Source organism: Caballeronia sp. ATUFL_F2_KS9A (assembly GCF_023630765.1).
In the GTDB taxonomy this organism is placed as follows: domain Bacteria; phylum Pseudomonadota; class Gammaproteobacteria; order Burkholderiales; family Burkholderiaceae; genus Caballeronia; species Caballeronia zhejiangensis.
In genome coordinates this window covers 118351-136994 of record NZ_JALQEK010000010.1, presented here as the reverse complement: position 1 = coordinate 136994, position 18644 = coordinate 118351, and the positions used below count along the sequence as shown (strand labels likewise).

Genomic DNA, 18644 nt, shown 5'->3' with positions numbered 1-18644 from the left:
GGTCGACGCCGTAAAAACCAGCGCTTTGCTGCTGTTCTCGCCCGCGCTTGCGCCACCGGGTCTTGGACAACGTCAAATCATTGATCGACGCCATCTTGGGGAGCTACGGTTTCTATACCTCTATAGGCGCGCTGATTCAGTTTCTGAAATTCACCTGGTTGGCAGGTCTTGTTAAAAACGGTCCTTCCATTTTTCTTTACGTACAGTCCGCTTGGAAAGCCCTGATACAAGACATAGTCAAAACCACTTTGTCTGAATTTTACATGAGTATATTGCGCGTTCCCTCCAGAAGTATCGCTGATCGCAATACGATGTCTGGGCGAAAGCGGCACATCCGGATACTGCAGGTCAAGCTGGTTCACAGTACCGTAACGATATTGGACGTAACCATTATCGGGGGAGATGTTTCCTGACGCACAGATCGATACGATTTTTTTGTCCATTTGACAACTGAAATAAATTTCCTCAAAAGCGTGACAGAGCGTCTGCTCCGTTCGCGCCTCGGCAGATGCAACAACTGGCATCGCTAAAATCGCGAAAACGCAGCAAGAATTCAATGATCGCAGCATTTAGTTGAAATCCCCTCGAATCCAAATCTGTTCAAAGTTCGCCACACGCGCAGCATAGCTGTTGGTATTGCGATTCACAATAGCGGTAATCTCATTTACCTGCGTTGCGGTCGTTCCTCGATCGGCAATCGCTGGCAACCCATTTGCCACCCAAAAATACGCGGCGGACCTCGCAGCGTATTTCGGTTGGCACAATAGATCGGGGCTGTCCTCATAATCAACGCGGTCTTCCGGCCATTCGTCCTGATGCGCCTGATTCCAGCGTGTAAAAGATCGGTAATTGGCGCGGCCTGTCAGTTGTTTCATTCCGCGTCCTCGGTATTTCCAACCGTCTCCGCTCTCGAAGTCGCCATTCCCGAGTTCCGCGCGCCCGCCATATGCGCCGTTTGCAATTGCTTCAAAATCAACTTGATTCATCGGCAAGCCGTCCGCTTTAATCGGTCTGTTAGTCTGGTACCCGTGCGTCGTCGCCTGTTGAGGGTTTCTGCGGAAATACGAGAAGCTTGCAACTAGTGCGCTTGCTTTCCAGACGAAACCTTCTTCGACTGTCATCGATTTCCCTGTTTCCTGCATCACCTGAGCGAAGAAATGAGCTCTTCTGGATGGGGTGTCCAAGGCATACACCTCGAGGTGCGCGTTCAACTCGTCGATCAACTCTTGAAGGACATTTGCTTGGGCGAGAGGAAATACGCGTTGCATCATTTCCAGTGTGAATTGGAATTTGGTCCGAAAATTCCCCACCAATCCCACAGGATGCAGATGAAACACATCCGCCTGAGGAAATCCCGGAACCTTCGCCTTCACCTCATCCCACCACACGAGCTTCTCGATACGCTTCTGCTCTTCTTTGTACTGGGGGTTCGGCGTGGCGTTCTCGATTTCCGTGTAGAGCTGTCGCCACTTCTGCGGATTTGTCCACTCGCTTTCATGCTTCACAATCAATCGGGATGCCGCTTGCATCAGCCATGGATAGTGGCCTGACTCACCTGCATAGGCTAAGCACAAGTCGTCTGCAGCACGGCTGCCATCGCCTTGCGGAAACAGCTTTCGGTACACCGCCTGCATCATGGGACTCAACTTGCTCAAGGCCTTCGCATCTGCAGCACCGGTATGACTGGCAAAGTCCACCCACGCCTTGGTCCTCGAGAACATGGTGTGAGCCGGATCTTGTGCCCCGTCGATACAAGCGAAGTCCACCCATTTCTGGGCGAACTCTCGCGTCACAGTTCCGCCCGCGAACTGCTCTTCACGCACCCATCCCTCGATCGCTTGTCCTCGCTGATCCGCGCTGCCAACGCGCCACCAGTTCATCTTTCGTCCGTTGCGATCCGCCGTCGCTTCAGCGTGTCGCTTGTTCGTATCCCGCGCCAGTTCGGCCAGTGACCACCGCTGCACCACGCCCGTCACCGGCGGTTCACTACCCGCCTGCTCCGCGTTGCGATAGAGCTTAGTCCCCTCCGCGATACGCAATAGCGTCGGCTCGGAAGAAAGCCCCAGCCGCTTCCACTCGTCGGGATGCGCGCTGTGGGACGCGACCCACGTCCTGCTTTGCTCAATGAACGATTTGACGCTGTCGTCACAGAACACCTCGATGTGCGCCATTTTCGTGGCGGACGGCGGATTCGCATTCAATGAATCAAAGCGGCCAAGATGACCTATCAATTCGCCCGCTTTCACGGCGATGCCCTGCGCATTCGCGTCGTCTGCTCCACCGGCCAACAACGTAACCATGACGCGATCGAAGGCATCGTCAGGCAGGATTTCCTGCACCACCGGACCACCGTTCTCGCTACCTAGAAATATCCAACCGCCCACTACTGTGGTGGGCGGAGCATCGCCCACCTGGGCCGCGTACGGTTGCGCACCATGCGCGTCCGTGATCTTGCCCCAGCCATGTTGCCGCTCGCCAATACTCACAGACGCACCTTGGGGCAGAATGCCAAGCGCCGGACTTGCTCCACGGCCCGTCTTCGGAGCGCTGCGGATTCTCAAACCTTGCTGACTAGCATCTGGCGCCTGACCGGTTCGGCTCGGAGCTGCCTTGTCCCGCGCATAGGACGTGACTTTGTACTGAGCAAGCGCAGATAGATACGCCGGTTTGGCCTTGCCCGTATCGCGCTCATACTCCTCGTACGCTTGCAGATGCATGTACAGGCTATAGAAAGTCAGCTTCGTGCCTTTCGGGAACTCCATCGAATGGCGAACCAAAGCGAATCCGGTGCTATAGGGCGCTTGCACGTTTCCGAGTTGGCTCACCGGATAAGTCCGGTCCACCCGGTATGCAATGACGTGGCCATCTGCAATGCATCGCACGCCTTGCTTCAAATCCAGCTTGCTGCCCGCGCCGCTGTCGGTGATGTGGATACCGCCGTGCCAAAAGCCTTTCTTACTCACCAAGAAGGTTCCGCCGGGTTCCTTCTCCGAGAGCAGTTGGTAAATCTCGTGTTCGTCGGTGAACCTGACTGCCGCATCCGTATCCCTCTGCCCCTTCTTCAGGAACGGGAAGGCAAACGACAACTTCTTGACCTTTGTGTCGGGCGGCGTCGCTTGCGGTGCGTTACGAGGGACTGCAGGCGCACTGCGTTGGCCACCTGAAGCGGGCTGGGGTGCAGACGCAGGTTGCGGCGCCGAAGCGGGTCTTGCAGCAGTTGCTGATGTTGCCATCTCGATTCTTATTCAGAAAATCCAAAGGAAATCGGGTTCGCACTGACGTTCAGACCGGGACAGGAACGCGAAGCCTTTCTATCGGCCTGACCGACAGTCAGGTTGCGCCTGCCTCGATTTAAGTGGCAGGACTAATGATTATCATCGTACCGTGCGATAGTTCAATATCGGTGCCATGAACTGTCACCGATTGTCACATCGTTGCCCTGTTGATTGTCTTGTTAGCGTCGGGGCCGTTACCTGCTGTTATGCGGCCCACCGTCTGTTTCTCGCCCGTGGTCGCAACTTGCGCGTCGAGCTTCAACGGATGAAACCCGCTCTGCGGCTGCTGGGAAGAGCGAGATACCGACGATGTGGCCGGGCATGCGCCGTGCTCAGGGATCGCGAGGACCGGTAATCCCCACTCAAGCGCGCTCGTTGGCAAATGTAGCCAGATGAAACCGTCGGTAACAGTGACTGATTTTCGCGAACTTGCCCGATTGACCGCCGGTCCGACCATTTGATCGATGCAGCTTCGGTCATCTTTCCAATCGACAAAAGTCGCGCGGATCGCTCGTTTCATCGTCGTAAGAGCGCCGCCGACGCCAACTAAAGAGAGGACTAGCTCATGACTCGCGCACGAATCCTTTTTATCGGCTCCGCCATCGCCACTTTCGCCACTTTCGCCGCTTCGGGCGCTTATGCGCAAACCGCGACCCAGTCCGCACCGGTGCAGACTCAAACGCAAGCGCAAGTGCAGCCGATGCAAGCCCAACAGCCGATGACGCCGCCGCCGCAGAACCTCGTCGCGCCCGCGCCGACCGATCCGCTCGTCGAGCGCCGCAATGCCAATGCGAAGGCGAACGCCGAATACAGCGCGTCGAAGAAGGCGTCGAAGGCCGAATTGAAGGCGCAAACCGAGCAGGCCAAGGCGCAGTACAAGGAAGAGGTGAAGAACGCGAAGATCAATCGCAAGGCGGACAAGGACGCCGCCAAGGCCGAATTGAACGCGACCGAGCCGAACGCACCGAAGGACACCGGCTTGCAGCATTAAGCGGGCGAACCGGGAATCGCCGCGAGCTCGCGTTTGGCGCGGCTCGCGGCATCGAACAAGGGAGAAGACCATGAATCGAAAAACTCATGCACTGCTGGCCGCGCTGATCGCGGGGACGTTCGCGAGCGCGAGCGTGGCATCGTTCGCACAAACGGCGTCGGATACGCCGACTGCCGCCGATCAAAAGGCCGCGAAGGAACAGAGCAAGGCCGACAAGAAGGCGGCCGTCGCGCAAGCCAAGGCCGACAAGCAAAAGACCGAGGCGCAATCGGACGCCAATGAAGCCGCCGCCGAAGCGAAGCTCAAGAACGCGAAGAAGGCCGACTGACGCAAATCTTTTGCAGCGATGCGAGCCCGGTTCCGTGCGAGCCGGGCTCGTTGCATTTGGGGCCAAAACCCTTGTCGAGCCAAAGGCTTGCGCGTGCGGGTTGTATGGATATACAGTGTGCGTCACTCATTTCCCGCCGCCTTTCTCCCGTGCTCACGCTCCCCGACACCGCCGACGAATCCACCACGAAACAGGTCGCCGACTATCTCGCGAAGCTCAACGAGGCGCAGCGTCAGGCCGTCGAATTCGGCGTCGACGAACCGGGGCGCGCGGGCGGGCCGCTGCTCGTCATCGCGGGCGCGGGATCGGGCAAGACCAACACGCTCGCGCATCGCGTCGCGCATCTGCTGGTGAAAGGCGCGGATCCGCATCGCATCCTGCTGCTCACGTTTTCGCGCCGCGCGGCGCTCGAAATGACGCGGCGGGTGTCGCGCATCGCAATGAACGCGCTCGGCACGAGAAGCGCAATCGCGCAGGGTTTGTCGTGGTCGGGCACGTTCCATAGCGTCGGCGCGCGGCTGTTGCGCGATTACGCCGATCTCGTCGGGCTCGCGCCGTCGTTCACCATCAACGATCGCGAGGATTCGGCCGATCTCATGAACCTCGTGCGGCACGAGCTCGGTTTGTCGTCGAAGGAAAAGCGCTTTCCCGCCAAATCGACGTGCTTCGCGATCTACTCGCGCGTCGTCAACACCGGCGCGTCCCTGGCGACCGTGCTCGATCAGTCGTATCCGTGGTGCCGCGAGTGGGAAGCGGACCTGAAGCGCCTCTTCGCCGCGTACGTCAGCGCGAAACAGGCGCAAAGCGTGCTCGATTACGACGATCTGCTGCTCTACTGGTCGCATCTCGCGGCGGAGCCGTCGATTGCCGCCGATCTCGCGAGCCGCTTCGATCACGTTCTCGTCGACGAATATCAGGACACGAACCGTCTGCAGGCATCCATTCTTCTCGCGATGAAACCGGACGGGCGCGGCCTTACCGTCGTCGGCGACGATGCCCAATCCATCTACTCGTTTCGCGGCGCGACGGTGCGCAACATCCTCGATTTTCCCGGCCACTTCGATCCGCCCGCCGCGACCGTCACGCTCGACCGCAACTATCGTTCGACCTTGCCGATTCTCGAAGCGTCGAACGCGGTGATCGGCCTCGCGACCGAGCGCTACACGAAGAATCTGTGGACCGACAAGGCATCGGCGCAAAAGCCGCGCGTCGTTGCCGTCGCCGATGAAGCCGATCAGGCGCGCTATGTCGTCGAAAAAGTGCTCGAAGCGCGCGAAGGCGGCATGAAGCTCAAGGCGCAGGCGGTGCTGTTTCGTGCCGCGCATCACAGCGCGGCGCTCGAAATCGAATTGACGCGCCGGAACATTCCGTTCGTGAAGTTCGGCGGACTGAAGTTTCTCGATTCCGTTCATGTCAAGGACGTGCTCGCGGTGTTGCGCTGGGCCGAGAATCCGCGCGATCGCGTCGCGGGCTTTCGCGTCGCGCAGTTGTTGCCGGGCGTCGGACCGGCGATCGCCGGGCGCCTGCTCGACAGCGTGAGCGCGCCGGACGCGGTGGCGTCGAATGCGATCGCCGCGTTTCAGGCGCCCGCGCGCGCGTCGGAGGACTGGCCGCGTTTCGTCGGCCTGATGGCGAAGCTCTGCGGCCGCGACTCCGGCTGGCCCGCCGAGTTCGAAATGATCCGGCGTTGGTACGAGCCGCATCTGGAACGCAATCACGAGGACGCGGCGATCCGCATCGGCGACGTGTTGCAGATGGAAAGCATCGCGGCGACGTATCCCACGCGCGAGCGCTTTCTCACCGAACTGACGCTCGATCCGCCCGACGCGACCAGCGACGAATCCGGCGTGCCGCTGCTCGACGAAGACTATCTGATTCTCTCGACGATCCATTCGGCGAAGGGCCAGGAATGGCGCAACGTGTTCGTGCTGAACGGCGTCGACGGCTGCATTCCGTCCGATCTCGGCACGGGCAGCGACGAAGAACTCGACGAGGAACGGCGGCTGTTATACGTCGCGATGACGCGCGCGAAGGAAGACCTGCACATCATCACGCCGCAGCGCTTCTACGTGTACAACCAGACGCATCTCGGCGACCGTCACGTATGGGCGCAGCGCACGCGTTTCATTCCGCCGCATCTGATGCAGAACTTCGAAGCGGCCGCGTGGCCGCCCGTCATCGCGCCCGCTGCGCCGACGGCGGCGGGGCTGGCTGCGGCCGCGAAAGCGAAGATCGATATCGCGGCGCGCCTAAAGGGAATGTGGGACTGACCTGAATCTCAGCGCTGCGCGCGCGATGCACGCGGCGCGCGCGGCGACGGCGAGAAGATGCTGCGCAGCCATGCTGCGAAGCGTGTGTAGCCGTCGTAAGGCTCTTCGACGAAAAGCTCGGGCCGCAGCGAGCGCAGATATTCCAGCACTTGCTGCGCTTCCTGCTTCTGGATCGAGCCATAGAAGATGCCGAGCCGCAGCAGGCAGCGCAGTTCGCCGAGCTTCTCGCGCGCGGTCGAACCGATGCTCGTCTCCACCGAAATTTTGGTTTCATACACGCGCTGACGTAGCGAATCGGCGAGACGCCATGCGGGCGTCTGCATCTTTTCCTCGACTTCGCGAATATCCGCCGCCGCCGATTTGATCTGCGAGGCGAGCATGTCGACTTGCGATACGTCGCCGTCCGCTTCGGTGACGATCGCCGTCGCCCACGCGCGCGATGCCTTGACGAGATCCTCGGCGGTCCAGTCCGCGCGGATCGCGAACGCGAAGCCGTGCTCGGCTGCCTGCCGGATCAGGATCTCGACGACGTCCGGAAACTCCTTGTCGAGCGCGCGCTTCGCCCACGCGTACTGGCCGTGCGTGAGCATGCGCTGCACCGCCTGCTCGGTGAGCGGCGTGTTGTTGTCCAGGAGCTTCGCGCGCAGGAAGTCCTCGAACGAAGGCGTGACGAATTGCGGATCCAGCTTCAGCGACAGACGCGTGAACGCTTCGAAATCGCGCTGCAGCGAAGCGATGGTCTCGTCGCGTAACGATAAGGTGATTTGACGCATGTTGGTTCCCGGTTCCGCCTTCGATCTCCGAAGGCGGGAAAAGCTGTCGGCGCCGCGTCTCAGGCGGAGTCCATTCGTTTCTGTTATCGGCGCGCGCTTCGGGAACTTGAGGATTCTTCGATGCTCTTTGAAAGCCGTTTAACGGCTGATGGAGAGAAAACGTTTAGCGCAGCACGGCGAACTGCCACGCGAAAAACACCGCGAGCGACACGGCAATCGTCAAAAGCGGCCGTTTCGTGAACGCGCAAACGATGATCGCGACGATCGCAGCCACGAGCTGCGGATTGCGCCAGGTGATTTCCGCGCCGTTGCCGTGCGGCGAGACGGTCATCGGCACGATGATCGCGGTGAGCACCGTCACCGGCACGAACGAAAGCGCGGTGCGGACGATCGGCGGAAAGGGCAGGCGTTCGCCCAGCACGAACACGGCGGCGCGGATCGCGAACGTAACGGCCGCCATGCCGAAGATCAGCGTGACGTAGTTCATTGCGTGCGCTCCTTCGCGTTCTTCAGACGATGTTTCGCGTGGCCCTTCGCTTGCGGACGGTTTTCCATCAGCGTGAGCACCATGCCGACGGCCACGCCGACGAACACCGCCGCGAGCAGGCCGAGCTTGTACGGCCAGTCTTGCCACGCGAAGGACAGCACGCCCGATGCGAGCGCCGCCGCGACGAAGCGCACGGCGACGAGCTGCGGCACGATGATCGCGATGAACGTCGCGACCATCGCGAAGTCGAGCCCGAGCGATTTCAGTCCGGGAAACGCGGCGCCGAACAGGAGGCCGAGGAGCGTCCACAACTGCCAGTTCAGATACATCGCGACGCCGGAGCCGAAGAAGTAGTGCGGCCCGATCTCGCCCGGCGCGCGCTTCTGATAGTGCGCGTAGGCGACGGCGAAAACTTCGTCGGTGAGCATGCCCGCGAGCGCCCAGCGCCAGCGGCGCGGCAGATGCGCGACATACGGCGCGAGCGTCGCGGAATAGAGCACATGACGCAGATTGACGACGAGCGTCGTCGCCAGAATGACGGCGAAGCTCGCGTGCGACGCGATCAGGCCGACCGCGATGAACTGCGCCGCGCCCGCGAACACGACGAGCGACATCAACTGGCCGTGCCAGAGCGTGAGCGGACTTGCGGTGACGAGCGTGCCGAAGATCACGCCGAAGGGCGCGGCGCCGATCATCATCGGGATGGTGTCGCGTGCGCCGGCGGCGAATTCGCGCAAAGGTGTTGCTTTCAAGATTTCCTCCTATGGAAGCGAGGATACGCAAAACGTCGATGAGAATGCTTGTACGTTCTTGCGCTTTCCCGAGGCCGGACCGCCTAACGCCAGCGGCCGGGCGGCACGCCGAACGTGCGCTTGAAATGGCGCGTGAAGTGACTCTGATCCGTGAAACCGCTCGCCGCCGCGACATCCGTCACGGATGCGCCCGCGCGCAACGCCGGCAGCGCGCGCACGATCCGCAGCTGATTGCGCCACGCATGCGGCGCGAGACCGGTTTCGCGCGTGAAGAGGCGCGCGGCGTGGAAGGTCGAGAGACCGACCGTCTGCGCGAGTTCGGCGAGCGTGACGGGTTCGAGGAGATCCTCGGCGAGGCGGGATTTCATCGTCGTGACGCGGTGCGCGTCGGCGGCGAGCGGCGCGATGCGCGGACGTTCGAGCGCGTGGCGTCCGAGCAGCGTCGTCACTGCATCGACGAGCGCCAGTTCCGCGGCGAGCGGGTCGGCGCCGTTTTCCAGCAGGCGATGCGCGATCTCCAAACGCCGCGCGAGATCGGGATCGCGGATGATTTCATCCGGAAACCACGGCGACGATTCCGGCCGCCCCGACAGGTCGCGCGCGAGAGTTTCGACGAACGGCACCGGCAGATAGAACACGCGATAGCGCCAGCCCGCATCGACGGCCCGCGCGCCGGTATGCACTTCGCCGGGATTGATCACCGGCACCGAACCGGCTTCGGCGACGTGATGCGCGCCGCGATAGTCGAAGCACTCCGCGCCGGCCTCGATCACGGGCACCGTATAGGCGTCATGCCAGTGCGGCGAGAATTCGTGATCGTAGTATTCGGCCGTGACCATGTCCGCGTCCGGCACGAGCGGCGAGCGCCAGTAGCGTGCGGCGTTGCGGAAACGGTCGGCGTGCATGATCGAGCAATTCTGAGATAAGCGGAATCGCCCAGTTTACAACTTTGCTTCGCGCCCGGCCGGACAGTTGCGTGTCACTTCACCGGTATGGTCGTGCCCTCGGGCATCGGAACCGCCGTCACGCTGTTTTTCGGGCTGCCGGTCGCGATGCGGTCGCTGTAAGTCAGATAGACGAGCGTATTGCGTTTCGTATCGACGACGCGCACCACATGCAGCGTCTTGAAGATGAAGGACATGCCGGCCGAGAACACGTCGGTTTTCTGCTTGAGCGGTTCGGCGATCTTGATCGGCCCGACCTGGCGGCACGCGATCGACGCTTCGGTCGGATCTTCGGCGATGCCCAGCGTGCCTTTCACGCCGCCCGTGCGCGCGCGGGACACATAGCAGGTGACGCCCTGGACGAGCGGATCGTCGTACGCATCGACGGTCACGCGGTCCGATCCGGTGAAGCGGAAGTTGGTGTTGACGCTCGCGATTTCCTCCGCGTGCGCGAGTCCGGCGCCGGAGAAAAGTGCGAGCGATGCGGCGAGCGCGAGGACGGAGCGGTTCATCGTCATCCTTCGGAAAAGAGAAAGGGCGTCGTATTGTATCGACGCCCTTGGCTCTTCGATGCATCTCGTGCCCGCATGCGGTCAATGAAAGATCAGATACAGAATCACCAGCACGATGACCGGCACGCCGAGCAGCCATCCGAGTAGATAAGGCATGTTGTCCTCCTTCGCATGTTGTTTTCGACGGTTTCAGTATCGCGAGGATGCGCCGCCCGCGTTAGCCGTGCGTGTCCGAAATGCGTGTAGGCGACGTCCTATCATCACTTTCTTGCGGCTTACAGATTCGTAATGTGATTGGATCAGGCCGCGCGGTTTTTCTTCGCGGGAACATCGCGATACAGCGTGCGCACGTAATCGAGATGCGCGCCCGCGCACTCCCGCGCCCGCGCCGGATCGCGCGCTACGATCGCATCGAAGATCGCGCGATGCTGCGTCATCAGGTTCGCTTCGACTTCGTCGTCGTAATCGACGAGACGGTGCGACGTGAGCATCGATTCGCGCACCAGTTCATTGAGTCCGTGCATGACGTGCGTGAGCGCGACGTTGTGCGTCGCGTCCGCGATGGCGAGATGGAACGCCGCGTCTCTCTCCGCGATGCGCGTGCTTTTTTCGGCGACGGCGTTTTGCAGCGCGTCGAAGGCAGCGGCGATGCGCGCCAGATCGTCGTCGGTGGCGCGCTCGGCGGCGTAGGCGGTCGAGAGCGTTTCGAGGCCGTGGCGAAGTTCGAGAACGTCGGCGCTCGCGTTCGGCTGTTGCTCGAGCAGGGCGGCGAGCGGATGCGACACGAGCGGCGCGGTCACATCCGATACGACAAAACCGCCGCGCCCGGCCGCGCGGATGAATCCGTCCGACTCCAGACGGATCAACGCCTCCCGCAGCGACGGACGCGACACGTTCAACTGCTCCGCCAGATCGCGCTCGGCGGGCAGGCGCTGGCCCGGCAGCAGCGTGCCGTTCGAAATCAATTCCCGGATCTGTCCCGACACGACATCGGAGAGACGCACGCGGGCGTAGGAATGCGCATGGACGGGCTGGAAAGTCATCGTTCGACGTGAATGCGAGGTGAAAGCCGGGGAATGCCCGAGTTTGACACGAAAGAGGCATCTCATTAAAGTCTTGGTCAGACCAAGCTTACCAAATCGCCGAACCCGTCATGAAAGTCGCCTTGTTCGTCCCCTGTTTCATCGACGCTTTTTATCCGCAAGTCGGCATCGCCACGCTCGAACTGCTCGAACGGCTGGGCGTGGACGTCGACTATCCGCAGGATCAGACCTGTTGCGGCCAGCCGATGGCCAATAGCGGCGCACACAAGGAGGCTGCCGGCGCCGAGCGCGTGTTCGCGCGCAATTTCGCCGACTACGACTATGTCGTCGGGCCATCGGCGAGTTGCACGCATCACGTACGCGAGCATTTCACCGCGATCGAGCAGACGAGCGCCGTGCAGAAGGTGCGGCGCAATACGTTCGAGCTCGTCGAATTCCTGCACGACGTGCTGAAGGTGCGCGAGTTTCCGTGGGCCGAATTTCCGCACAAGGTCGGGCTGCACAACAGTTGCAGCGCGGTGCGGCATCTGCGCGAAACGTCGAATTCTGAAGTGGCCGGAACGCCGTATTCGAAGCCGCGCACGCTGCTCGAACGGGTGAGGGGTATCGAGTTCGTCGCGCCCGCGCGTCCCGACGAATGCTGCGGATTCGGCGGCACGTTCTCGGTGACGGAAGAGGCCGTCTCCGTGCGGATGGGTCAGGACAAGGTGCGCGATCACGTCGGCGCGGGCGCGGAGTACATCGTGTCGGGCGACATGTCGTGTCTCATGCATCAGCAAGGCTGCGCCGAGCGCATGAAAGCCGATGCGAAGTTCATCCACATCGCGCAGGTTCTGAACGGAGCGCGCGCATGAGCAAAAGCGTTCGTATCGATCACGCGAAGGCGGCGGGCGCGTTCCTGCAGAAGCCAGATCACGTCGCGTTCCACGACAAGCGTCTGTGGGACTTGCGCAGCAAGCGCGACGCGCAGGCGCACGGCATCCCCGAATGGGAGACGATGCGCAATCTCGCATCGGCGATCAAGGAACACACGCTGTCCAATCTCGCCGATTACATCGCGCAGTTCGTCGATCAGGCCGAGAAAAACGGCGTCGTCGTGCATTTCGCGGCGAACGCCGAGGAGCACAACGCGCTCGTCTTCAAGCTGATGAGCGAGCGCGGCATGACGTCGCTCGTGAAGAGCAAGTCGATGCTCACCGACGAGTGCTACATGCGCGACTATCTCGAACCGCGCGGCATCACGGTGATGGAAACTGATCTCGGCGAGCGCATCCAGCAACTCGATCATCAGGATCCGAGCCATATGGTCGTGCCGGCCGTGCACAAGCTGCGCGCGGACGTGGCCGAACTGTTCGGCAAGACGATCGGCACCGATCCGCGGAACAGCGACATCCACTATCTCGCGGAAAGCCAGCGCATGAACACGCGGCCATATTTCGTGCGCGAGAAGACGGCGGGCATGACGGGCTGCAACTTCGCGGTCGCGGAGACGGGCACGGTCGTCGTGTGCACGAACGAGGGCAACGCGGATCTTTCGGCGAACGTGCCGCCGCTGCATATCGCGTCGATCGGCATCGAAAAGATCATTCCGACGATCAGCGATCTCGGCGTGTTCGTTCGAATGTTGTCGAGAAGCGCGCTCGGCTCGCCGATCACGCAGTACACGTCGCATTTTCGCGCGCCGCGTCCGGGCACGGAGATGCACTTCATCCTCGTCGATAACGGCCGCTCAGAACGCCTTGCGATGGACGATTTCTGGTACTCGCTCAAATGCATCCGCTGCGGCGCGTGCATGAATACGTGTCCGGTGTATCGCAGAAGCGGCGGGCTTTCGTATGGCGGGACGTACTCCGGTCCGATCGGCGCGATCATCAATCCGACGCACGACTTGAAGCGCTATAGCGCGCTGCCGTTCGCGTCGACGATGAACGGCAGTTGCACGAATGTCTGTCCCGTGAAGGTGAACATTCACGAGCAGATCTACAAGTGGCGCGAGGTCATCGCCGAGAAGCACGAAGTGCCGTTCGTGAAGCAGGAAGTGCTGAAGATGGCGGGGCGCCTGCTCGCGAGCCCGACGCTCTATCGTGCGACGGTCGCATCGCTCGGCGGCGCGTTGAAGCGCCTGCCCAACTTCGTGCTCTACAACCCGCTCAATATCTGGGGACGCGGCCGCGATCTGCCCGAAGCGCCCGCCGAGACTTTTCACGAGTGGTACAGGAAAAACCGGAAGCTCGATAAATGACGACTCGCGAAGCTTTTCTCTCGAAGATCCGCGCGGCGCAGCCCCCATCGCGTCCGCGTCCGGACGTGCCCGTGTTCCCGTCGCCGGAAGGCGAACTGAAGGCGCGCTTTACGACCGCGCTCACCGCGATGGGCGGCACATGCGTCGAAGCGGCCAGTCTCGAAGACGTGAACGCGCTGATCGCGACACGCTTTGCCGATGCGAAGGTGATTGCATCGGCGGTTCCGGGCGTCGACGGCACGCGGCCGCTTTCATCCGATACCGTGCCGGCATCGCTTCAGGATGTCGATGTGGGCATCGTGCGAGGGCGCTTCGGCGTGGCTGAAACGGGCTCGGTGTGGTTCAGCGAAGAAGAGTACGTCGTGAACGCGATCGGCTATCTGTCGCAGCATCTCGTCGTGCTGCTCGACCCGGCGCAACTCGTCGAGGGCTTGCAGCAGGTGTATCGACGCGACGATTTCAAAGCGGCGCGCTATGCGGTACTCGTGACGGGGCCGTCGGCGACGGCGGATATCGAAGGCGTGCTGATTCGCGGCGCGCAGGGCGTGCGCTCGCTGACCGTCGTGTGGCTTGCGTGAAGCGATGAAGTCAGCGCACAAAGCAAAAAGCCCAGTCATGCGACTGGGCTTTTTGACAGAAGCTTTTGGCTCCCCGACCTGGGCTCGAACCAGGGACCTACGGATTAACAGTCCGGCGCTCTACCGACTGAGCTATCGGGGAACAACTGAAACATCTACAACTGAAATAAAAACTCAGCCAATTGACCGAGTTCTTTTGAAACCGACTTGCTGGAGTTTTTGGCTCCCCGACCTGGGCTCGAACCAGGGACCTACGGATTAACAGTCCGGCGCTCTACCGACTGAGCTATCGGGGAACATCTACAGCAGAGAAGCGGAATTATAGGGGGCTGCTTTTGGCGTGTCAACGCTCAATCTTCATTTGATACGCATTTTTTGCAATCAAATGAAGCGCGTGCGTCGGCGAGCGCAACAATCAACGCTCGAGCAGACTCAGCTTTTCCTTGACGTCCTTGAACTCGTCCGCTTCCGGAAGCGAGCCTTTCGTCTTCGTGATGCTCGGCCAGTTACGCGCGAGTTCAGCGTTCAGTTCGGTGAAATGCTGCTGGTCGCCAGGCACATCTTCTTCGGCGTAGATAGCGTTCACCGGGCACTCGGCGACGCACACGGCGCAGTCGATGCACTCGTCGGGATCGATCGCGAGAAAGTTGGGACCTTCGCGGAAGCAATCCACCGGGCACACGTCCACGCAATCGGTGTACTTGCACTTGATGCAGCTTTCGGTCACAACGTGAGTCATTCAGGCTCCTGCATGCGGAATTCGTGGGGGCGGCGCCCTGGCGGCTGCATGGGCCGGAAGGTGCGCTTGCCGAAACGCATATTGTAGCGTAACGGTAAAAGTGGGCGCGCGGCGCGCGAAGCGCTCTTTATATCGATTCGTGATGTATGTATGCGCGGCGTCGCAAAAGGGCAGGGCGCGGATCATGTCCGCGCGGACATTCGGGTAACATGACCCTAAAGGCCTCGGGCTGCGCGCTGGCAAGCAGGCAAAGCGCGCGGTCCATTCGCGTGGATGTTCCCGTCAGAACCATGATCATCAATTCGCTGCTCGATACCGACCTCTACAAGTTCACGATGATGCAGGTCGTGCTGCATCACTTCCCCGCGGCGCATGTCGAATATCGCTTCCGCTGCCGCACGCCGAATGTCGATCTCGTGCCGTATATCGATGAAATTCGCGACGAAGTGCGCCAGCTTTGCAATCTGCGCTTCAAGGAAGAGGAACTGGATTATCTGCGGCGCATGCGCTTCATCAAGAGCGACTTCATCGATTTCCTCGCGCTCTTCCATCTGAATGAAAAGTCGATCCGCATTTCGCCGTCGCCCAAGAAGAACGGCGAGATCGACATCGAGATCGAAGGGCCGTGGCTGCACACGATTCTCTTCGAGATTCCGGTGCTCGCGATCGTCAACGAAGTCTATTTCCGCAACACGCAGCGCAAGCCCGAGTACGAAACCGGCCGCGAGCGCCTGCGCGACAAGATCAAGCTGCTCGCCACGCCACCCGAATATTCGGACTGCAAGATCGCCGATTACGGCACGCGCCGCCGTTTTTCGGGGCAGTGGCACGAGGAAGTCGTGCTCACGCTGAAGGACAAGCTCGGCGCGCAGTTCGCCGGCACGAGCAACTGCTTCTATGCGATGAAGCACGGCTTGCGGCCGCTCGGCACGATGGCGCATGAGTACTTGCAGGCGTGTCAGGCGCTCGGCCCGCGTCTGCGCGACTCGCAGATCTTCGGCTTCGAGATGTGGGCGAAGGAATATCGCGGCGACCTCGGCATCGCGCTGTCGGACGTCTACGGCATGAAGGCGTTTCTGCGCGACTTCGACATGTACTTCTGCAAGCTGTTCGACGGCGCGCGCCACGATTCGGGCGATCCCTTCGATTGGGGCGAGCGCCTCATCCGGCATTACGAAGAAAACCGCTGCGACCCGCGCACCAAAGTGCTCGTGTTCTCCGACGCGCTCGATATCCCGAAGGTGCTGCAGCTGTACGAGCGTTTTCGCGGACGTTGCCAGCTCGCGTTCGGCGTCGGCACGAATCTCACCAACGATCTCGGCTATCAGCCGCTGCAGATCGTCATCAAGATGGTTCGATGCAACGGTCAGCCGGTCGCGAAACTCTCCGATTCGCCCGGCAAAAACATGTGCGACGACAAGGCGTATCTCGCCTATCTGCGTCAGGTCTTCGGCATCGAGCAGCCGGTCGGCGACGACTGAGCGACGCGCATTCGTCCATTCGGCCTATGCCGTTCGGCCGAGGTTCGTGCGTGTATGCCGCTCGCTATAATTCGGACGCGTCGTAAATCATCGCGGCGCGCACGAATCTCAAGCACGCCAACACGAGGACGGCACCATGGATACATCGGACGCGCGCCGCAATATTCTCGCGCGCATTCGCAGCGCGCAGGGCCGTCGCGGCACGGCTACGGATGCCGAGCGCGCTGGCGCAGACGAGTATGTCGAGCGACATCCGGCGGGTCCGCGTCCTCCGTTGCCTCAGACGCGTGACGAGCTCATCGCGCGCTTCACGCTCGAAGCGGAGCGTCTTTCCACGACCGTCGCCGAAGTCGAATCGATCGACGATGCGCCCGCCGAAGCCGTGCGCTATCTCCAATCGCTGAACCTTCCCGTCAATGTCGTCGCGTGGCCCGCGCTTGCTCATCTGCGCTGGTCCGAAGCGGGCATTCGGGCGGCGTTTCGCAAGCCTGCCGATGAAGATCTCGTCGGCATCACCGGCTGCTTCTGCGCGACTGCTGAAACCGGTTCGCTCGTGCTGCTCTCGGGCGCGCAGACGCCCGCATCCGGCGCGCTCTTGCCGCAGACGCATATCGCGATCGTGCCGGCGTCGCGCATCGTCGCCGCGCATGAAGATGCATTCGCGTTGATGCGCGCCGAGCGCGGCGAGTTGCCGCGCGCGGTGAACGTCGTGTCGGGTCCGTCGCGCACCGGCGATATCGAACAGACCATCGTGCTCGGCGCGCATGGGCCGTATCGCGTGCATGTGATCGTCGTGCGCGGAGCGTGAGTCAGATGCGGCGTCTGGTTTTGTACGTGCCTTGCGCGATGCTGGCGCTGATCGCGGCGCCGGCCGCTGCTGCGACGCTCGACGGCGCGACGCTCCCGGCCACATGGGGCATACCGTTCGTCGGCATCCTGCTTTCCATCGCGGTGTTTCCGCTCGTCGCGCCGAAGGTTTGGCATCACCATTTCGGCAAGATCGCGGCGGGGTGGGCGATCGCGTTCCTCGCGCCGTTCGGGCTTGCGTTCGGTGTCGACACGGCGGGCAGCGTGCTCGTCCACGCGATGCTCGAAGAGTACGTGCCGTTCATCATTCTGCTCGCAGCGCTGTATACGGTCGCGGGCGGCATTTGCGTGCGCGGCAACCTGCACGGCTCGGCTCATCTCAATACCGGACTGCTCGCGCTCGGCACCGCGCTCGCGAGCGTCATGGGCACGACGGGCGCGGCCATGCTGCTGATCCGTCCGCTTTTGCGCGCGAACGACAATCGCAAGCACGTCGTGCATGTCGTCGTGTTCTTCATCTTTCTCGTCGCGAACGCAGGCGGCTCGCTCACGCCGCTCGGCGATCCGCCGCTTTTTCTCGGCTTTCTCAACGGCGTCGGCTTCTTCTGGACTACCGTGCATCTCGCGCTGCCGATGCTCTTCGTCTGCGCCGTGCTCCTCGCGGTGTTCTTCGTGCTGGACAGTTTCTACTGGCGCAGGCACGACGCGCGGCCCGCGTTTCTCGACCCGACGCCGGATACGCCTCCGCTCGGCATCGACGGCAAGATCAATTTCGCGCTGCTCGCGGCGATCGTCGTGCTCGTGCTGATGAGCGGCATCTGGAAACCCGGCATCACGTTCGACATCTTCGGCACGCATGTCCAGTTGCAGAATCTCGTGCGCGACGTGCTGCTCGTCGCCGTGCTGCTCGCATCGCTCGCGCTCACGCCGAAAAGCGCGCGCGCGGGGAACGCGTTCGACTGGGCGCCCATCGAGGAAGTCGCGAAGCTCTTCGCGGCGATCTTCATCACCATCGCGCCGGTCATCACGATCCTGCGCGCGGGTGAATCGGGCGCGTTCGCGGGCATCGTGCACGCGGTGTCGGATGCGCAGGGCAAGCCCGTCGACATCGCGTATTTCTGGGCGACCGGTCTTCTGTCGTCGTTTCTCGACAACGCACCGACCTACCTCGTCTTCTTCAATCTCGCGGGCGGCGACGCACGCACGCTCATGACCAGCGACGCCACGACGCTCGCCGCCATCTCCGCGGGCGCGGTCTTCATGGGCGCGAACACGTATATCGGCAATGCGCCGAATTTCATGGTGAAGGCGATCGCCGAATCGCGCGGCGTACGCATGCCGAGTTTCTTCGGTTTCATGGCGTGGTCGGGCGCGATTCTCTTGCCGCTTTTCGCCGTTCTGGGCTGGCTATTTTTCTAGGAG

19 protein-coding genes and 2 tRNA genes are annotated in these 18644 nt (G+C 61.6%); 9 read left to right on the top strand and 12 right to left on the bottom strand.

Annotated features, from left to right (window positions below):
- Window positions 1–77 precede the first annotated feature (77 nt).
- The 3 genes from NCS67_RS09210 to NCS67_RS09200 all read right to left on the bottom strand — a co-directional run bounded on the left by NCS67_RS09210 (window position 78) and on the right by NCS67_RS09200 (window position 3795).
- Window positions 78–524, bottom strand: a complete 447-nt coding sequence (locus NCS67_RS09210) for a hypothetical protein (RefSeq protein ID WP_250434978.1) — start codon at window positions 522–524, stop codon at window positions 78–80.
- A gap of 45 nt (window positions 525–569) precedes the next feature.
- Window positions 570–3233, bottom strand: coding sequence for a glycoside hydrolase family 19 protein (locus tag NCS67_RS09205; RefSeq protein WP_250434977.1), 2664 nt, complete (start codon window positions 3231–3233; stop codon window positions 570–572).
- Between the two features lie 193 nt (window positions 3234–3426).
- A complete protein-coding gene (locus tag NCS67_RS09200; protein WP_250434976.1) occupies window positions 3427–3795 on the bottom strand; it encodes a hypothetical protein in 369 nt (122 codons plus the stop codon).
- Window positions 3796–3840: 45 nt separating this feature from the next.
- Between NCS67_RS09200 and NCS67_RS09195 the strand changes: the two genes are divergently transcribed.
- From NCS67_RS09195 to NCS67_RS09185, 3 genes are all read left to right on the top strand, one after another.
- Window positions 3841–4266 (top strand): hypothetical protein, encoded by a 426-nt coding sequence (locus NCS67_RS09195; protein ID WP_250434975.1) that lies wholly within the window; start codon window positions 3841–3843, stop codon window positions 4264–4266.
- Between the two features lie 70 nt (window positions 4267–4336).
- On the top strand, window positions 4337–4594 hold the full coding sequence (locus NCS67_RS09190; RefSeq protein ID WP_250434974.1) for a hypothetical protein: 258 nt from the start codon (window positions 4337–4339) through the stop codon (window positions 4592–4594).
- Window positions 4595–4743: 149 nt separating this feature from the next.
- Entirely contained in the window at window positions 4744–6864 is a 2121-nt protein-coding gene (locus NCS67_RS09185; RefSeq protein ID WP_250434973.1) for an ATP-dependent helicase, read from the top strand.
- A gap of 8 nt (window positions 6865–6872) precedes the next feature.
- On the opposite strand, the gene NCS67_RS09180 is transcribed toward NCS67_RS09185, so the two are convergent.
- The 6 genes from NCS67_RS09180 to NCS67_RS09155 form a co-directional block, all read right to left on the bottom strand.
- Window positions 6873–7637, bottom strand: coding sequence for a DUF4088 family protein (locus NCS67_RS09180; protein ID WP_008342301.1), 765 nt, complete (start codon window positions 7635–7637; stop codon window positions 6873–6875).
- Window positions 7638–7800: 163 nt separating this feature from the next.
- Window positions 7801–8124, bottom strand: coding sequence for an AzlD domain-containing protein (locus NCS67_RS09175; protein ID WP_008342300.1), 324 nt, complete (start codon window positions 8122–8124; stop codon window positions 7801–7803).
- Window positions 8121–8822: an AzlC family ABC transporter permease gene (locus NCS67_RS09170; protein WP_250434995.1), complete on the bottom strand. Its 702-nt coding sequence runs from the start codon at window positions 8820–8822 to the stop codon at window positions 8121–8123. The genes NCS67_RS09175 and NCS67_RS09170 overlap by 4 nt, the downstream gene beginning before the upstream one ends.
- A gap of 137 nt (window positions 8823–8959) precedes the next feature.
- The gene (locus tag NCS67_RS09165; protein ID WP_250434971.1) at window positions 8960–9781 is read right to left on the bottom strand and encodes a helix-turn-helix transcriptional regulator; all 822 of its coding nucleotides are present in this window, start codon (window positions 9779–9781) and stop codon (window positions 8960–8962) included.
- A 74-nt stretch (window positions 9782–9855) separates the two neighbouring features.
- Complete coding sequence (locus tag NCS67_RS09160) at window positions 9856–10332, bottom strand: CreA family protein (protein ID WP_008342297.1); 477 nt, start codon at window positions 10330–10332, stop codon at window positions 9856–9858.
- 299 nt (window positions 10333–10631) lie between these two features.
- A complete protein-coding gene (locus NCS67_RS09155) occupies window positions 10632–11375 on the bottom strand; it encodes a FadR/GntR family transcriptional regulator (protein WP_034472660.1) in 744 nt (247 codons plus the stop codon).
- Between the two features lie 110 nt (window positions 11376–11485).
- Here NCS67_RS09155 and NCS67_RS09150 point away from each other — a divergent pair, with 110 nt between their 5' ends.
- Genes NCS67_RS09150 through NCS67_RS09140 form a run of 3 tightly spaced genes read left to right on the top strand, consistent with a single transcriptional unit; the run spans window position 11486 to window position 14195 of the window.
- Window positions 11486–12229 carry a (Fe-S)-binding protein gene (locus tag NCS67_RS09150; protein ID WP_034472657.1) on the top strand — a complete coding sequence of 248 codons (744 nt, stop codon included), beginning with the start codon at window positions 11486–11488 and terminating at the stop codon, window positions 12227–12229.
- The gene (locus tag NCS67_RS09145; RefSeq protein WP_250434969.1) at window positions 12226–13617 is read left to right on the top strand and encodes a lactate utilization protein B; all 1392 of its coding nucleotides are present in this window, start codon (window positions 12226–12228) and stop codon (window positions 13615–13617) included. Before NCS67_RS09150 ends, NCS67_RS09145 begins: the two co-directional genes overlap by 4 nt.
- The gene (locus NCS67_RS09140; RefSeq protein WP_250434967.1) at window positions 13614–14195 is read left to right on the top strand and encodes a LutC/YkgG family protein; all 582 of its coding nucleotides are present in this window, start codon (window positions 13614–13616) and stop codon (window positions 14193–14195) included. The genes NCS67_RS09145 and NCS67_RS09140 overlap by 4 nt, the downstream gene beginning before the upstream one ends.
- 66 nt (window positions 14196–14261) lie before the next feature.
- Here NCS67_RS09140 and NCS67_RS09135 read toward each other — a convergent pair.
- The 3 genes from NCS67_RS09135 to fdxA all read right to left on the bottom strand — a co-directional run bounded on the left by NCS67_RS09135 (window position 14262) and on the right by fdxA (window position 14934).
- Window positions 14262–14337: transfer RNA gene (locus NCS67_RS09135), tRNA-Asn, on the bottom strand.
- A gap of 78 nt (window positions 14338–14415) precedes the next feature.
- A tRNA-Asn gene (locus tag NCS67_RS09130) sits at window positions 14416–14491 on the bottom strand.
- A gap of 119 nt (window positions 14492–14610) precedes the next feature.
- Complete coding sequence (gene fdxA / locus NCS67_RS09125; RefSeq protein WP_008342289.1) at window positions 14611–14934, bottom strand: ferredoxin FdxA; 324 nt, start codon at window positions 14932–14934, stop codon at window positions 14611–14613.
- Between the two features lie 290 nt (window positions 14935–15224).
- Here fdxA and pncB point away from each other — a divergent pair, with 290 nt between their 5' ends.
- From pncB to NCS67_RS09110, 3 genes are all read left to right on the top strand, one after another.
- Window positions 15225–16415: a nicotinate phosphoribosyltransferase gene (pncB, locus tag NCS67_RS09120; RefSeq protein WP_008342288.1), complete on the top strand. Its 1191-nt coding sequence runs from the start codon at window positions 15225–15227 to the stop codon at window positions 16413–16415.
- Window positions 16416–16551: 136 nt separating this feature from the next.
- On the top strand, window positions 16552–17223 hold the full coding sequence (locus tag NCS67_RS09115; RefSeq protein ID WP_250434966.1) for a LutC/YkgG family protein: 672 nt from the start codon (window positions 16552–16554) through the stop codon (window positions 17221–17223).
- A 5-nt stretch (window positions 17224–17228) separates the two neighbouring features.
- Window positions 17229–18641, top strand: a complete 1413-nt coding sequence (locus NCS67_RS09110; protein WP_250434965.1) for a sodium:proton antiporter — start codon at window positions 17229–17231, stop codon at window positions 18639–18641.
- Window positions 18642–18644: the final 3 nt, after the last annotated feature.